Here is a 13,983-nt window from a genome sequence, read left to right as displayed (position 1 = left end):
GGTTTGCCGCATGGGCGGCAAGACCGGGAACCAGTAATCCGTGCGGTTGGTGAGTGATAAAGGCGGTCAGGCAAGCGTATACTGGATCCCTGCCTTCGCAGGGATGACAAGGAGAGACTGTGCCACAGGCTTTTCCGCCTCGCATCCGGAAGACCTCATCCTGAGGAGGGTCGCAAGGCCCGTCTCGAAGGATGGGTCAAACGGCACTAAGCCTGCCTGTCAGTCAGCTGATCCGCTTCAGCCGCAACATGCCCAAAATGCCGAGCGCGGGACCGATGGCCATCAGGGCGAACATGCCCGGCCAGCCGATCAGGTCTGCCCCGAGCGGTGTGAGCTGAACCGTAAAGAAGGTCAGCGCGAAGCCGAGAGCGGTCTGGAAGCTCATCAGGCTGCCGGCCTGTTCGGGCGGGGCGTAGTCGGCAACGAGGGCTGAGAACTGGGCAGAGTCCGGCAGGATCGCCGCGCCCCAGACCAGCACGCAGACGATTGTCAGCCAGACAGGGCCGCCGAAGGTGAGGGCGGAGGCGATCGCCGCCGTGCCGCTGACCGCCATCGCCAGGATCGCGATGTTCGCCTTGCCGACCCGGTCGGCGACAATGCCGGCGATGACACTGGCGACACCGCCCGCGGCAATCGTCAGAAAGGCGATCAGGCGGGAGAGGGAAACGGCGTCGCTTTCCGCCATATGTGCGGAGAAGGAGAGCGTGAGCGCGACCCCGATCCAGGCCCACATCGCATAGAGTTCCCACATGTGACCGAGATAGCCGGCATAGGCATAGCGTATCCGGGCGTTGGTCCAGGCGGTGAAAATCGCGTCGATCTTCATGCGCGGCGCCTTGGCGTGAAACGGTCCGAGACCCGCAAACAGGCAGAGGACGCCGCCGATGGCCGAGGCAATCGAGGCAATGGTCAGGCTCCAGCGCCAGTCGGCACCTCCCAGAAGCGCCAGAAGATGCGGTGCCGCGGAGCCAAGGGTAAGAGCACCTACCAGCGCCCCGACAAGAAACCCTCGGTCCTTCTGACCCCAGCCGACGGCGATCTTCATGCCCACCGGATAGACACCGGCAAGCAGCGCACCGGTTGCAAATCTTGCCAGGATCGAGACGGTGCCCCCGGGCTCGACGACGAGAAGGCTTGCATTGAACAGCGCGGCGGCAATCGCGCAGAACGCAAACAGCCGGCGCGGGTCGATCCGGTCGGCAAGACCGAGAAGCGCGGAGGCAAGCGCACCGGCGACAAACCCGATCTGAACGGCACTGGAGAGTGCCGCCTGCCGCATTTCGGAAATCGGAAATTCACGGGTGAGGTCAGGCAGGATCGCGGCGGACATGAACCAGAGGCCCATCCCGGCAACTTCCGCGACCATCAGGAGCGAAAGCGAGCGCCACTTGCCTGTGAAGTCAGTCTCCAAGGCCAAGTTCTTTCCGGACTTTTTTGGTGAGCTTGCCGGCAATGATCTTGTGGGCGGCAACGATATAGGCCTTCAGATCGTTCTCTGAAAGCGCGCCTTCCTTTTCCATCTGAACCCATTTTGCCCGCGCGAGATAAGGGGCGGGGATCATGCCTTCCTGCTGGGTCAGCAACGAATAGGACATGTCGGAACACTTGAAACCGATCCGCTGATGGTCACCGTCGCCCCACCGTGAGCAGATCGCGAATATCTTGCCGCCGACCTTCCACACGGAAGCATTGCCCCACTGGATCACGTGGGTCGTTGCAGGCAAGCTTTTGCAGAAGGCGTCGAACTCGTCGCGGGTCATAAGAGGCTCATGTCTGAAAAGACGAAATGATGGGACGCGCAACAGTGGCGTGTCGGGGCCGATCGTGCAAGCTGCCGCTTGATCAAAAAAATATGTCACACATTCCGCAGCCTTGCCCTCTAACTCTATGAAGGACCGCAAAACAGGATCGCGAAATGACAATTGCAGATGTATCGCTGGCAGTGATCAAGGCCGCGCAGCAAGGCGACAGGGCAGCCGTGGAAGACGTTCTGCTGAGCGTACAGGACCGGATTTACAACCTTGCGCACAGAGTGCTGGTCAATCCTGACGATGCGAGCGAGGCGACCCAGGAAATCCTGATCCGGATCCTGACGAAACTGTCCACGTTCCGCGCCGAGAGTGCATTTTCCACCTGGGCCTACCGGATTGCCATCCGTCATATCGTGAGCGCGAAAAAACTGCGGGACCGTGACCCCGGCCTGACGTTCGAGATGTTTGCCGCCGATCTGGAAACAGGTCTTGTCGCAGATCCCCCCGAGGCTCCCGATCAGGCGCTGCTTCTGAACGAGTTGCGGGTTTCCTGCACCATGGCGATGCTGCTGTGTCTGTCGATGGATCTCCGGCTCGCCTATGTGCTCGGCGATGTGCTCGAACTCGACCAGTCGGAAGCCTCCGGGATCCTGGAACTGGAACCGGCGGCCTACCGCAAGCGGCTGTCGCGGGCGCGCGCCGAAGTGGTTGCGTTCACTTCCCGCCATTGCGGGCTTGTCGGCGAGAACACGAAATGCAGTTGCCCGAGACGTCTGCCCGCCGCTCTTGAGGCAGGACGGGTGCTGCGCGGGTCCTATCCGAATTCCGCCGGTTCGCGACTGTCATATTCACAAGCAAGAGCCGAGATCGGGGCCGTGGTTGAGGACCTGAAAACCTTCAAGCTTCAGCAGTCGGTTCCCTATCGGGACTGCCCTCAGGACATCCGCTTCGAGCTCACCAGAATTCTGTCGCCGAGCCGTTAGGACCGATTCCGGCGCAGATCCGCCAGTAACTCAAAACCTCAACAGAATACCTCAACCGGCTTGGCAACGGGCGGGACTGGCACCGCTTTGCCAATTTCAGGAATGGAGACCCCCATGAAGCATCGAATTCATGCAGCCGCGGCCGCAGCCGTGATCGCATTTTCAACCCTGACCGCTCCGGCACATGCAGAAGGAACAGAAGAGATGACACGGGACCAGAAAGACGTTCTGGCACTTATCGGCAAAATGACCGGTTCGTTCGAGGCAGGGGACCTCGACACCGTGATGCAGACCTATGAAGCCGATCAGACCATCATGTTCGAGCCGGGCAAGCCCGTCTCCGATGCCAAGGGCGCGAGGCTGGCCTTTGAACAGTTCCTCGCCGTCTCGCCGAAGTTTTCCTATTCCGGCCACGAAGTGATCGTGGAAGGTGACATCGCCGTTCACATTGCACCCTGGCAGATGACCGGAACAGATCCGGCAGGCAAACCGGTTGAAGCAGCAGGCCTTTCCATCGCCGTCCTGCGCAGGCAGCCTGACGGCTCCTGGAAAATGGTCATCGACAACCCGCATGGCGGTCACCTGCTGGCCGGCACGGCCGACTGAGTTCGGGAAACGTCGGTGCCGAACCGGCGCAGCCTTCTCATGATGGTTTGGCCTGGCGGTCTTCCGCCGGGCCACGATTTGGCCGGCGTTCCATCGGATCTTCCGGCACAAACCCTGGCCAGCGCGGTGCCCGCGCAAAAGCCACCGCAGCACCGAGCCAGCGAAATCTGAAAAATGCACGGGCCAAAGCCCGCTGTTTTTTCTGCCTGAGCTTTCTGGCCTGCCGTTCAAAACAGACATGCTCCGGAAGGTCTTCCGGCCAGAGCTCCGCATGATGCGGATAGAGCTGCCTGCGCGGGTCGTTCCAGGCGTGGCAGCCTTCGCAATCCAGTGTTTCGCGGGTGAAGAACGTGTTGGGAATTGTCATTAAAAAATTCCTCTCAAATTTGATTTTGAAGGATCTTGTGATGCATAATTTCTCACGAAAACGATCTATCTTCATGTTTTTGAGTTGAAATTGAGGTTTCAAAAATGAAACAAAACCTAGATTGGGAGGATTTGAGGTTCTTTCTGGCGGTTGCCAAGGCGGGTGGTCTGGCCGGCGCTGCCGAGCAGACGGGGGTGAGCGCCGCGACGCTTGGCAGGCGTGTTGCATCGCTGGAAAAGAGCCTGAATGTGCGGCTGGTGGAACGCGAGGCACGGGGCTATCAGCTGACATCGGCCGGAAGGGATCTGCTGGTGCGCCTTGAGGATATGGACGAGGCCGCCCGCTCGATTTCGGCATGGCGGGAAAGCGGCAGCACGAAACGGCGCGTTCGCATCTCCGCGGGCGACTGGACCGCGCGGCTGCTCATGGACAATATCAGCGCCTTCTGGTCGCAGGACGATCCCTGGGTGCCCGAGTTTCTGGCCGATCCGCGCAGCCGTGACGTTGCCCGGCGGCAGATCGATATCGGGGTGCGAAGCCAGCGGCCGAAACAGGAGTGGCTCGCGGGTAAAAAGATCGGGACTGTCAGATACGCCGTCTATCAGGCCGCGTCGGTGCGGGACGAGGCGGAAATTGGATGGATAGGCGTTGTCGAGGACGAGGCGCATTTCCCGACCGGCAGCTGGATACGCGACCACCACGGCGACGATGTCACCATCACGGTGAACAGGGCCATGCATGCCCTGCCTCTGGTCCGCCAGGGCGCGGGACGCATGTTGTTGCCGATGTTCGTCGGCGAGGCGTTTTCCGATCTTGTGCGCCTGAGCGAACCGATCGGATCGCTGCAAACGGAAAGATGGCTCGTCATGCACCAGGACGAACGGCATGAACCTGCGGTCCGGCAGGCTCTGTCCGCACTGGGAAAGCTGTTGAAAACAGACCCGCTTTTGCGCGCGGTGCTTTGATATCGGGCCGAAACGACCGGTCAAACAGACCGAAAAATCCGCTGTCCTTGAATCAATTTTAACTAGGCTCCATATTTACTACTGAATGGAGCCGCTTGGTTCCTGCCCGGATGCCTGATTGGGTCCGGGTGCAAGGTCGCTTCGACAAGGACTTTGAGGATGTCACGCATGTCAGCGTTTTCCAGCCCGTTTATGCTCGGGTTCGACGATATCGAACGTGTGCTCGATCGCGTTTCAAAAGCCGCCAATGACGGCTATCCGCCCTATAACATCGAACGGCTTCCTAAGGTCGAGGGCAGGGGTGACGTCATTCGCATCACGCTCGCGGTCGCCGGTTTTACCCGGGAGCAGCTTGATGTTTCGGTGGAAGAAAGCCAGTTGGTCATTCGCGGCAGACAGGTCGATGACAAGTCACGCGAATACCTGCATCGCGGCATTGCCGCCCGGCAGTTCCAGCGTGCTTTCGTATTGGCCGAAGGCATAGAGATCCTTGGCGCTGACCTGAAAGATGGCCTTCTGTCCATCGATCTTGCGCGTCCCGAACCGGAACGCGTTATAAGAAAAATAGAAATCTCCAGCGGCGAATAGACCCTCGTCGGCTAAAACAACGGAGAAAGACTGATGCACGATCCCAATGGCCCGGACTGGGCTGACCAGACAGTTTTGTCCGAATTCATGTCTGCGGACGAGTTGACCGAGCTTGGCACGGGTGATGTTGCCTACATCAAGCCGATCAAGGCCGGAGACCTGAAGGACATGTTCCCCGATGTCCCGCCGTTGCACGACAATGTAACGCTTTATGCGCTGCAAAATGCAGACGGGACCCCGATTCTGCTCGCGGACAGCCGCGAAGCTGCCGTAGCAAACGCCTTTGAGGCGGAACTGGAAATGGCATCGCTGCACTGAGCGGATGCTCTTCCCGGTACCGCCGTTTCATTGCCGCGGGATCCGGCACGCGGTGCGCAGCGGCGCCAATGATTTGGACGCGGCCTCTTGGGGCCGCGTTTTCATTTTTAGCCGACGATCAGCTGCTTCAGCTGCAGGGATTCGTATTCGAGTTCGTTCAGCCGGTAGTTCACGACGTCCCCGATCGTGACCATGCCGATGACCGCCCCGTTCTCAACAACGGGCATGTGCCGGAAACGGCCTTCGGTCATCTTGCGCAACAGGGAAATCAGCGGATCATCAGGCTGACACACTTCCACATCGCGCGTCATGATGTCCCCGACCGTCTGTTTGAGCGTTTCCCCGGGCGTCTCCGCGAGCCTGCGCACGATGTCCCTCTCCGACAGGATGCCCTGAAGTTCTCCGGCAGCATCCTTGACGATCAGGGCGCCGATCCTCTTGTCGCGCAGCATTTCCGCCGCTTCCAGAAGCGTGTTCTGCGGGCGGAGGGCGAAAACCTCCTGACCCTTCGAAGAGAGAATCTTGCGCACGGAAGCCGCCTCGTTCGTCGTGTTTGACTTCGAGGACTGGCTGTGGGTTGTCGCTTGCATCTTGTCTTTTCGGCTCGGGGCCTGATAAGAGCTTGGCATAATTTTGGCTCCCTTTTGTCTGTCCCTCTGCGGACCTGACAGTCAGCTTAGCCGAAACATGCCTGTTTAAGGAACTCTTCAAATTGCAAGATTTGATACTCTCCCCGTTTGTTGCCACAAGCCTGTTCGTACTGGCCTGTTTCGCCGGCTTTCAGTACCGGCGCGTCTGGGTCAAAGAGGGGCCGAGATGGAAACTTTGGGTATTCGGGGTGTTGGCCGGCGTTTGCCTGGCCATCGTGGCCTTCATTCCGGTCGCGGCGAATACCTGATCCGTCGGGTGGCGCTTCAGCTTTCCATCTGCGCCAGCATCTTGCGCGCACGCGGACATGCCAGCCGTTCGCGCAGGGGACTGTCCGGATCGATTTCCTTGTCGCAGACCATGCAATGATCCGCATCCGCGATCGCGTTCAGTCCGCCGCAGCTGCCCTTGATGGTCCGTCCGGAGAAAATCACCCCGATGGCCATGCCGACCACGACGACAAGGAGAAGCGCAAATGCCAGAACGAAGGTCATCAGGATCTCAACCCGTTGCGTTATCAGGCCTGCAGGGCTTGGAAGCGATTGCTTGTGGCAGTCACGAAGCCGCTGTTCGGCGCGTCTGATTTCCGATCGATGAACATTACCGCCAGGTCGCGATGGTTGGCAATCTCAAGTCCGCGTTCCGTGCCGGCAGCAAGAAGAGCGGTCGACCAGGCATCCGCCATCATCGTGTTTTCCGCCAGAACGGTTACGGATGCCGTCTTGTGCGTAATCGGGCGGCCCGTATGGGCATCGATGATGTGCGAATAGCGTTTGCCGTCATGTTCGAAATAGTTCCGGTAGTCACCGGAGGTGGCCATGCCGAGGTTCGAGACGCTGGCGACCTGGAAGGTCTGGCGCGAGTGTGCGTTCGGCGATTCAATGCCGATCTGCCACTCCATGCCGTCCGCATTCCGGCCGGAGACGTAAATGTCTCCACCGATCTCGACCATGAAATCCGAAAGTCCGAAGGAGCGGACGACCTCTGCGAGTTTGTCGACGCCGTAGCCCTTGCCGACCGAGGGAACGTAGATCTGCGTGTCCGGCCGTGTCTTGCGCAAGGTGGCGCCTTTCACTTCCAGTCCGTCCGTCTGTCCCGCCGAGCCCTTGGCGGCAGCAAGAACAAGCGTGTCGGGTTCAGCGTGGCTGCCCGGTTTGCGGGCGCCGAAGCCCCAGGCTTCGATCACCGGGCCGAGCGTGATGTCGAATTGTCCGTCGCTGGCGTGATTGACGTCCTTGGAGGCCAGAACCACCTTCGCAAGGCCTTCCGACACTTGCATGGGATCGGTCGAGTTCAACGCGTTGAAACGGGAAACTTCAGAAGCCGGGTCCCAGTTGGACAGTTGCGCATTGACGCTCGCAAGGCTTTTTCCGATCGCCTTCTGCAAGGCCGCCTTGTCGACCTGCCGGTCATGATCGACGGCCGTAACCGAATATCCTGTGCCCATCGTGGAACCGGAAAGTTCCAGAATATCCGCTCCGCCTTTGCACGCGGCCAAGGACAGCGACATCAGGACGAAGCTGCGCCGGGAAAATAAGATATCAGTGGGCACGGTACCAGTCTCCGGTAGATCATGAGCGACATGTGTCGCATGTGCACTCGCGCTTTTCATTGGTTTTGCCGGTCAATTCAACCAAAAAATTTTGTCCACAGGCAAATTAGTGCTTTTGACCGAGGCAAAAACATAGCATATGCGGTGCTAGAATTTTCTGGAGGCCGGGTGCGTGCAAAGCTTTAAGCTCAAAAAAGGTCTTGATCTGCCGATAACGGGAGCGCCCGTTCAAGAGATCAGCGACGAGCGAAAGACGAATTCCGCTGCGGTTCTGGCTGCAGACTATATCGGATTGAAGCCGCGTCTGCTTGTGGGCGAAGGCGACACCGTTGGCGTCGGAACGCCCCTCTTTTTCCATAAAGATACGCCCGACGTGATGATTGTGTCGCCGGTCGCGGGCCGGGTCAGGGCCGTCAATCGCGGTGCGCGGCGCGTTTTGATCAGTGTGGTGATCGATGTTGAGGACGGTGCGGCTGAACCGGTCGACTTCTCAGGTGTCGGCGATCTGGGTGAAACCTCCGGCCTTGTCGAGCGGCTCTGCGCCTCCGGGCTCTGGACATCTTTCCGCACCCGTCCCTATTCCAAGGTTCCGGACCCGGCGGCACGGCCGGCGGCGCTGTTCGTGACCGCGACGGACACCGAACCGCTCGCGGCCGACCCGGCCATCATCATTGGCGAAAATGCTGCCGCGTTCGAAAAGGGTCTTGAGGCGATCAGGGCCTTGAGCGACGGAAAAACCTACCTTTGCTGCGAAACGGGCGCGGAAATCCCCGGTCTGAGCATGTCCGGTATCGAAGTTGCCGGCTTTTCAGGGCCGCATCCGGCGGGCCTTGCCGGTACGCATATCCACTTCCTGGATGCACCCAGCGCTGAAAAGACGATCTGGAGCATCGGCTACCAGGACGTCATCGCGATCGGGAAAATGCTTGAAACGGGTCACTACGATCCAAGCCGCGTGATCGCCCTGTCCGGTCCGCGCTGTGCCAGGCCGAGGCTGGTGCGCACGATCGCCGGAGCATCGATGGAGGAACTGGCCGATGGCGAGATCACTGGTGATGAGCCGGTGCGTCTCATTTCCGGATCCGTTCTGAGCGGGCGTCTGGGCGAGGGGCCGAGTGCCTATCTAGGGCGTTACGCGAGGCAAGTGACCCTGATTGAAGAGGATCACAAACAGATCCCGATGGGCTGGATACTTCCGATGCCGTCCAAATACGCCTTTCAGCCGGTTCTTGGCTCCGCGTTCTCAAAGAAACTCTACGCGTTGACGTCGAACCTCAACGGTGGCCGCAGGGCGATGGTTCCGCTCGGGACGTTCGAGGAACTGATGCCGCAGGATTACCTTCCGACCCAGCTTCTGCGAGCGTTGCTGGTCATGGATACCGACCAGGCGCAGGCGCTCGGTGCACTTGAACTGGACGAAGAAGATCTCGGGCTGGTAGGCTTTGCCTGCCCCGCGAAATACGAATATGGCATTGCGCTCCGTGATTGTCTTATGAAGATCGAAAAAGAGGGCTAGGTTTTGGGTCTGCGCAATTTCTTTGACCGGATAGAGCCGCTTTTCGTGAAAGGTGGCAAATACGAGAAACTCTTCCCTGTCTACGAAATGGTGGAGAGCTTTCTTTACACGCCGAAAACGGTCACGACAGCGGCACCACACGCACGTTCCTACATCGACATGAAGCGGATCATGACCTACGTGGTCATCGCGACGATCCCATGCATTCTGGTCGGCCTCTACAACATCGGCTTTCAGGCGAACCACGCGATCGCGACCTATGGCGCGTCCGGGTGGCGCGCCTGGATCATCGAAGCGCTGGGGATCGGTTTCAATCCGGCCAATCCGTTCGCAAATTTCGTTCACGGCCTGCTCTATTTCCTGCCCATTTACATCACCACGCTGGTCGCCGGCGGTATCTGCGAAGTGGTTTTTGCGACCGTGCGCGGCCATGAAGTCAACGAGGGTTTTCTCGTTACCTCGATGCTTTACGCCCTGATCCTGCCGCCGTCCGCGCCGCTCTGGCAGGTTGCGCTCGGGATCGTGTTCGGTGTCGTCATCGGCAAGGAAGTCTTCGGGGGAACCGGCAAGAACTTCCTCAATCCGGCGCTCACGGGCCGCGCGTTTCTCTATTTTGCCTATCCCGCCCAGATGTCCGGCGACACCATCTGGACACCGGTTGACGGATTTTCCGGCGCGACCGCGCTTTCTGTCTCCGCGTCGGACGGCTACGCCCAACTGGCCGCGCAGGGCATGACCTGGATGGACTCGTTCCTCGGCATCATCCAGGGCAGCATCGGCGAAACCTCGACCCTTGCCTGCCTCATCGGCCTTGCCTTCCTGCTTGTGACGAAGATCGCAAACTGGCGCCTTGTCGTCGGCTGTCTTGCGGGCATGATCGCGTTTTCGACGCTGCTCAACCTCATCGGCTCGGATACGAACCCGATGTTCGCGATGCCCTGGTACTGGCATCTGGTCGTCGGCGGCTACGCATTCGGCCTTGCTTTCATGGTCACCGAGCCGGTTTCCGCATCCCATACGAATATGGGCCGCTACATATACGGCGCCTTAATCGGTTTCATGGTGGTAATGATCCGGGTGATCAACCCGGCCTTCCCGGAGGGCATGATGCTGGCGATCCTGTTCGGCAACGTGTTCGCACCGCTGATCGACTATTTCGTCGTGCAGGCCAACATCAAACGCAGGGCGAAGAGAAATGCCTGAAGATACCGGACAGACCGAAAAGACCCGGAACAAGGGTTTCGTGCGGCGGTTTCTCGACCTGCCGGCCGACTCCGTCCCCAAGACGGTTTTCGTGGCCGTGTCGCTTTGCCTGGTCGCATCGATGATCGTGTCGGCCGCCGCCGTCACCCTGCGTCCGCTCCAGGCCGTTAACGCGCTCAAGGACAAGCAGATCAACATTCTGCAGGTTGCCGGCCGCTATGAGCCCGGCACCAATGTCGCAGAGGCGTTCAAGGTGTTCGAACCACGCGTCCTCGAACTGGCGACCGGCGAGTTTACGGATGCATTCGACCCGGCGACCTTCGACGATCTTGCCGCTGCCAGCGATCCGGAGACCTCCATCGCGTTGGAAAACGATCCGGCATCGATCGGCCGTCAGTCCAAATTCGTCACGGTTTACCTGTTGCGCAAGGACGACGGCAGCCTGGACAAGGTGATCCTGCCGCTTCACGGCTACGGCCTCTGGTCGACGCTTTACGGCTTCATTTCGCTCGAGGCGAACGGCAACGACATTTACGGATTGCAGTTTTACCAGCATGCGGAAACGCCGGGGCTGGGTGCGGAAGTCGACAATCCGCGCTGGAAGGCCCTGTGGAACGGCAAGAAGCTTGCCGATGACAGCGGCAATCTGCTGATTACCGTTGCCAAGACGGCCCCGCCCGAGGGCCCTGAATATCATGTGGACGCGCTGGCAGGTGCAACGCTAACGTCAGTTGGCGTTGACAACCTCGTGCGTTTCTGGATGGGCGAGGCGGGCTATGCGCCCTTCCTGGCCAAACTGCAAGCAGGAGAAATCTGATGGCGCAGACCAGAAGACAGATGCTGGTCGATCCACTGGTCGACAACAATCCCATCACATTGCAGGTTCTGGGGATCTGTTCTGCCCTTGCCGTGACATCGTCGCTGCAGGTCTCCTTCGTGATGGCGATCGCTGTGACCCTGGTGACCGGTTTCTCATCGATGTTCATCTCGATGCTGCGCAACCACATCCCGGGCTCGATCCGGATCATCGTGCAAATGGTGATCATCGCATCTCTTGTGATCATCGTGGACCAGGTCCTGAAAGCCTATGCGTTCGAGATTTCGAAGACGCTCTCGGTCTTTGTCGGCCTGATCATCACCAATTGCATCGTCATGGGCCGGGCGGAAGCCTTCGCCATGAAGAACCCGCCGGTCGCCTCCTTCATCGACGGTGTCGGCAACGGCCTCGGCTATGGTCTGATCCTGATGCTGGTCGGCTTCATTCGCGAGCTCTTCGGAGCCGGCAGCCTCTTCGGGTTCAATATCCTGCAGACCGTGAACAACGGCGGCTGGTATGTTCCCAACGGCATGCTGCTCTTGCCGCCGTCGGCATTCTTCATCATCGGACTGTTGATCTGGGCGTTCCGGACCTGGAAGCCTGAACAGGTCGAGGAACCCGAATACAAGATCCAGGTGGTGGACGCGCACTGATGGAACATCTGGTCTCCCTTGCCGTAAAGGCGATCTTTGTCGAAAACCTCGCACTGTCCTTCTTCCTGGGCATGTGTACCTTCATCGCCGTGTCGAAAAAGATCTCGACAGCGATCGGGCTCGGCATTTCGGTCATGATCGTTCAGTCGATCACGGTTCCCGCCAACAACATCATTCTCAACTATCTGCTTGCGCCGGGTGCGCTCGCCTGGGCCGGGTTCAGCGATGTCGACCTGACCTTCCTCGGACTGATCTCCTACATCGGCGTGATCGCCGCCCTGGTGCAGATCCTTGAGATGGTGCTCGATAAGTATTTCCCGCCGCTCTACAACGCGCTCGGCGTGTTCCTGCCGCTGATCACGGTGAACTGCGCCATCCTCGGCGGGTCGCTGTTCATGGTGGAACGCGACTACGATTTCACAGAGTCGGTCACCTACGGCCTGTCCTCCGGTTTTGGCTGGGCGCTGGCAATCACGGCAATGGCAGGTGTTCGGGAAAAACTGAAGTATTCCGATATTCCTGAGGGGCTTCAGGGGCTTGGCATCACCTTCATCACTGCCGGACTGATGGCACTTGCCTTCATGTCCTTCAGCGGCGTCAAACTGTAACGGGAGAGCCTTGTGGCCACATTCGGACTGGGCATTCTGCTCTTTACCCTGATCGTGCTGGCGCTCGTCACGATCATTCTCGGCGCGCGCTCGAAGCTCGTGTCGACCGGCAATGTCAATATCAGCATCAACGGTGAAAAGACGATCTCCGTCCCGGCTGGCGGAAAGCTGCTGCAGACCCTTGCCGAACAGAAACTCTTCGTGCCCTCTGCCTGCGGCGGCGGCGGAACCTGCGCCCAGTGCCGGGTGAAGATCCATTCCGGCGGCGGGTCTATCCTTCCGACTGAGGAAAGCCATATCACCAAGCGCGAGGCCGCCTGCGGCGACCGCCTCTCGTGTCAGGTTGCCGTCAAGCAGGACATGGATATCGAGGTTCCCGAGGAGGTCTTCGGGGTCAAGAAGTGGGAATGCACCGTCCGCTCGAACGAGAACGTGGCGACGTTCATCAAGGCGCTTGTCCTGGAACTGCCGGAAGGGGAAGACGTCAACTTCCGTGCCGGTGGCTATATCCAGATCGAAGCGCCGCAACACGCCCTCAAATACACTGACTTCGATGTCGAGGAAGAATACCGGGGCGATTGGGACCGGTTCAATCTCTGGCAGTACGAATCCATCGTGTCCGAGCCGATTGAACGCGCCTATTCCATGGCCAACTACCCCGAGGAAAAAGGCATGATCATGTTGAATGTTCGTGTCGCTTCGCCGCCTCCGGGCTCGGCAGGCATCCCTCCGGGCAAGATGTCGAGTTACATCTTCAACCTGAAACCGGGCGACAAGGTCACCATCTCCGGACCGTTCGGCGAGTTCTTCGCGCGCGAGACCGAAAAGGAAATGGTGTTCATCGGCGGTGGTGCGGGCATGGCGCCGATGCGCAGTCACATCTTCGACCAGCTCAAGCGTTTGAAATCGAAGCGCAAGATCAGCTTCTGGTACGGCGCGCGCTCCAAGCGCGAGATGTTCTTCGTCGAGGACTTCGATAATCTTGCGGCTGAAAACGAGAATTTCGAATGGCACGTGGCGCTGTCCGATGCGCTGCCGGAGGACGAATGGACCGGCTACACGGGCTTCATTCACAACGTGCTTTTTGACGAATACCTGAAGAACCACCCGGCACCCGAGGACTGCGAGTTCTACATGTGCGGACCGCCCATCATGAACTCGTCTGTCATCAACATGCTGCTCGACCTGGGCGTTGACCGGGAAGACATCATGCTCGACGACTTCGGCGGCTGATTTCCGAAAATCTGATTTCAGCGATATCGAGAATATGCTGCCCTGATCGCCAAGCGGTCAGGGCAGTTTCTTTTCGGCGCAATGAGTTGAACTAACTGAACTTTTCGCCTCGAACGGCATGTGAATCTGCGCATGGGTTCAGGATTTGCAGGCACCCGGCGGATGCAGGCACTTG

18 protein-coding genes are annotated in these 13,983 nt (G+C 59.2%); 12 read left to right on the top strand and 6 right to left on the bottom strand.

Features of this window, described 5'->3' with window-relative positions; genetic code table 11:
• Positions 1-223: 223 nt before the first annotated feature.
• Positions 224-1,417, bottom strand: coding sequence for an MFS transporter (locus RBB49_RS19310; protein WP_306144513.1), 1,194 nt, complete (start codon positions 1,415-1,417; stop codon positions 224-226).
• Positions 1,401-1,760, bottom strand: a complete 360-nt coding sequence (locus RBB49_RS19305) for an MmcQ/YjbR family DNA-binding protein (protein ID WP_306144512.1) — start codon at positions 1,758-1,760, stop codon at positions 1,401-1,403. Before RBB49_RS19305 ends, RBB49_RS19310 begins: the two co-directional genes overlap by 17 nt.
• Positions 1,761-1,915: 155 nt before the next feature.
• Between RBB49_RS19305 and RBB49_RS19300 the strand changes: the two genes are divergently transcribed.
• Complete coding sequence (locus tag RBB49_RS19300) at positions 1,916-2,734, top strand: RNA polymerase sigma factor (protein WP_306144511.1); 819 nt, start codon at positions 1,916-1,918, stop codon at positions 2,732-2,734.
• Positions 2,735-2,848: 114 nt separating this feature from the next.
• A complete protein-coding gene (locus RBB49_RS19295; protein WP_306144510.1) occupies positions 2,849-3,340 on the top strand; it encodes a nuclear transport factor 2 family protein in 492 nt (163 codons plus the stop codon).
• A gap of 37 nt (positions 3,341-3,377) precedes the next feature.
• On the opposite strand, the gene RBB49_RS19290 is transcribed toward RBB49_RS19295, so the two are convergent.
• Positions 3,378-3,809, bottom strand: a complete 432-nt coding sequence (locus tag RBB49_RS19290; protein WP_306144509.1) for a hypothetical protein — start codon at positions 3,807-3,809, stop codon at positions 3,378-3,380.
• A gap of 2 nt (positions 3,810-3,811) precedes the next feature.
• Here RBB49_RS19290 and RBB49_RS19285 point away from each other — a divergent pair, with 2 nt between their 5' ends.
• The 3 genes from RBB49_RS19285 to RBB49_RS19275 all read left to right on the top strand — a co-directional run bounded on the left by RBB49_RS19285 (position 3,812) and on the right by RBB49_RS19275 (position 5,578).
• Entirely contained in the window at positions 3,812-4,672 is an 861-nt protein-coding gene (locus RBB49_RS19285) for a LysR family transcriptional regulator (RefSeq protein ID WP_306144508.1), read from the top strand.
• A 159-nt stretch (positions 4,673-4,831) separates the two neighbouring features.
• Positions 4,832-5,260, top strand: coding sequence for an Hsp20 family protein (locus RBB49_RS19280; RefSeq protein ID WP_306144507.1), 429 nt, complete (start codon positions 4,832-4,834; stop codon positions 5,258-5,260).
• A gap of 33 nt (positions 5,261-5,293) precedes the next feature.
• Positions 5,294-5,578, top strand: coding sequence for a DUF1150 domain-containing protein (locus RBB49_RS19275; RefSeq protein ID WP_306144506.1), 285 nt, complete (start codon positions 5,294-5,296; stop codon positions 5,576-5,578).
• Positions 5,579-5,685: 107 nt separating this feature from the next.
• On the opposite strand, the gene RBB49_RS19270 is transcribed toward RBB49_RS19275, so the two are convergent.
• Entirely contained in the window at positions 5,686-6,168 is a 483-nt protein-coding gene (locus RBB49_RS19270) for a CBS domain-containing protein (RefSeq protein ID WP_306144505.1), read from the bottom strand.
• A gap of 122 nt (positions 6,169-6,290) precedes the next feature.
• Here RBB49_RS19270 and RBB49_RS19265 point away from each other — a divergent pair, with 122 nt between their 5' ends.
• Positions 6,291-6,476: a hypothetical protein gene (locus tag RBB49_RS19265; protein ID WP_306144504.1), complete on the top strand. Its 186-nt coding sequence runs from the start codon at positions 6,291-6,293 to the stop codon at positions 6,474-6,476.
• A 16-nt stretch (positions 6,477-6,492) separates the two neighbouring features.
• Here RBB49_RS19265 and nqrM read toward each other — a convergent pair whose 3' ends face one another.
• The gene (gene nqrM / locus RBB49_RS19260) at positions 6,493-6,720 is read right to left on the bottom strand and encodes a (Na+)-NQR maturation NqrM (RefSeq protein WP_306144503.1); all 228 of its coding nucleotides are present in this window, start codon (positions 6,718-6,720) and stop codon (positions 6,493-6,495) included.
• Between the two features lie 23 nt (positions 6,721-6,743).
• The gene (locus RBB49_RS19255; protein WP_306144502.1) at positions 6,744-7,778 is read right to left on the bottom strand and encodes an FAD:protein FMN transferase; all 1,035 of its coding nucleotides are present in this window, start codon (positions 7,776-7,778) and stop codon (positions 6,744-6,746) included.
• 172 nt (positions 7,779-7,950) lie between these two features.
• On the opposite strand from RBB49_RS19255, the gene RBB49_RS19250 reads away from it, so the two are divergent.
• The 6 genes from RBB49_RS19250 to nqrF are packed head-to-tail and all read left to right on the top strand — an operon-like array spanning position 7,951 to position 13,808.
• Complete coding sequence (locus RBB49_RS19250; RefSeq protein ID WP_306144501.1) at positions 7,951-9,294, top strand: Na(+)-translocating NADH-quinone reductase subunit A; 1,344 nt, start codon at positions 7,951-7,953, stop codon at positions 9,292-9,294.
• A gap of 3 nt (positions 9,295-9,297) precedes the next feature.
• A complete protein-coding gene (locus tag RBB49_RS19245) occupies positions 9,298-10,497 on the top strand; it encodes an NADH:ubiquinone reductase (Na(+)-transporting) subunit B (protein ID WP_306144500.1) in 1,200 nt (399 codons plus the stop codon).
• The gene (locus RBB49_RS19240; protein ID WP_306144499.1) at positions 10,490-11,314 is read left to right on the top strand and encodes a Na(+)-translocating NADH-quinone reductase subunit C; all 825 of its coding nucleotides are present in this window, start codon (positions 10,490-10,492) and stop codon (positions 11,312-11,314) included. Before RBB49_RS19245 ends, RBB49_RS19240 begins: the two co-directional genes overlap by 8 nt.
• Complete coding sequence (locus tag RBB49_RS19235; RefSeq protein WP_306144498.1) at positions 11,314-11,967, top strand: NADH:ubiquinone reductase (Na(+)-transporting) subunit D; 654 nt, start codon at positions 11,314-11,316, stop codon at positions 11,965-11,967. The genes RBB49_RS19240 and RBB49_RS19235 overlap by 1 nt, the downstream gene beginning before the upstream one ends.
• Positions 11,967-12,575 carry an NADH:ubiquinone reductase (Na(+)-transporting) subunit E gene (nqrE, locus tag RBB49_RS19230; protein WP_306144497.1) on the top strand — a complete coding sequence of 203 codons (609 nt, stop codon included), beginning with the start codon at positions 11,967-11,969 and terminating at the stop codon, positions 12,573-12,575. The genes RBB49_RS19235 and nqrE overlap by 1 nt, the downstream gene beginning before the upstream one ends.
• Positions 12,576-12,587: 12 nt before the next feature.
• Positions 12,588-13,808 (top strand): NADH:ubiquinone reductase (Na(+)-transporting) subunit F, encoded by a 1,221-nt coding sequence (nqrF, locus tag RBB49_RS19225; protein ID WP_306144496.1) that lies wholly within the window; start codon positions 12,588-12,590, stop codon positions 13,806-13,808.
• The last annotated feature ends 175 nt before the right edge of the window (positions 13,809-13,983 follow it).

Origin of the sequence: Roseibium sp. MMSF_3412, assembly GCF_030733265.1 — a bacterium.
In the GTDB taxonomy this organism is placed as follows: domain Bacteria; phylum Pseudomonadota; class Alphaproteobacteria; order Rhizobiales; family Stappiaceae; genus Roseibium.
Note: the sequence above shows the minus strand (reverse complement) of the source record. Positions and strands in the feature narration are given on the sequence as shown.